The organism is Tenacibaculum sp. AWR4_210 (assembly GCF_056160945.1).
The window spans coordinates 1-258 of sequence record NZ_JBSWYF010000092.1 but is presented as its reverse complement, the minus strand read 5'-3'; the positions used below and the strand labels follow the sequence as shown (position 1 = coordinate 258).

1 protein-coding gene is annotated in these 258 nt (G+C 51.9%); it reads left to right on the top strand.

Features of this window, described 5'->3' with window-relative positions; translation table 11 throughout:
• Nucleotides 1–258, top strand: a 258-nt coding sequence (locus tag ACXAG7_RS20160) for a hypothetical protein (RefSeq protein ID WP_476667957.1), incomplete at both ends; no start/stop codon positions are given.

Below are 258 nucleotides of genomic sequence, written 5' to 3'. Positions count from 1 at the left end.
CAGCACAGTTATTTGCAGCCTTAGGTGGAAGTCCAGCTACCGGCGGAACTTGGTCACCAGCTTTAGCAGGGGCTAATACCTATACATATACCGTAGCAGCAACCGCACCATGTACCACAGCCGCAACAGCTCAGGTAGTGGTAAGCGAACAGGCTTTACCAAATGCAGGAACTAACGGAACACTAACGATCTGTGCAGGAAGCACGGTAACATCAGCGCAGTTATTTGCAGCCTTAGGAGGAAGTCCAGCTACCGGCG